This window comes from Hymenobacter agri (assembly GCF_054778495.1).
Genome location: NZ_BAAGZM010001299.1, coordinates 1 through 539, shown reverse-complemented (window position 1 = coordinate 539; position 539 = coordinate 1). Strand labels below are relative to the sequence as shown.

The 539-nt window shown below is 66.0% G+C and carries 1 protein-coding gene; it reads left to right on the top strand.

Translation table 11 applies throughout. From position 1 onward, the window contains the following. On the top strand, nt 1-363 hold a 363-nt coding region (locus tag ACYVDE_RS25900), incomplete at its 5' end, for a DnaJ C-terminal domain-containing protein (protein WP_460504368.1). Nucleotides 364-539: the final 176 nt, after the last annotated feature.

Below are 539 nucleotides of genomic sequence, written 5' to 3'. Positions count from 1 at the left end.
GGCCCCGGCCGCAACGGCGGCCCCAACGGCGCGCTGCTCATCACCTTCCGCATCCGGCCCGATGCCCGCTACGCCCGCACCGGCGACGACCTGACGCAGGACGTGCCCGTAAGCATCTACAAAGCCCTGCTCGGCGGCGAGCAAACCGTGGAAACGCTCAGCGGCCCCGTCAAAATCAAGCTCAAGCCCGAAACTGCCAACGGCACCCGCCTGCGCCTGCGCGGTAAGGGCTTCCCGGTGTATAAGAAGGATGGCCAGTTTGGCGACCTCTACCTGCGCCTGAACCTGACGCTGCCGCAAAACCTCACCGACCAGGAAAAAGAATTGATTCAGCAGCTGGCCGCCCTGCGGCCGGAAGCCTAACCCCTCGTTTTGCCCGCTATGGAAATGCACGTTCTCACCCTCACGTTTCAGGAGTGCTCGGCCCGCTACGGGCTGGCCCCGGCCGCGCTGCACGAGTTTTTGCAGGCTGGCCTGTTGCGCGCCGCGCCCGCGCCCGATACCGTCATCATCGATGAGCCCGACGACCTGCCGCGCCT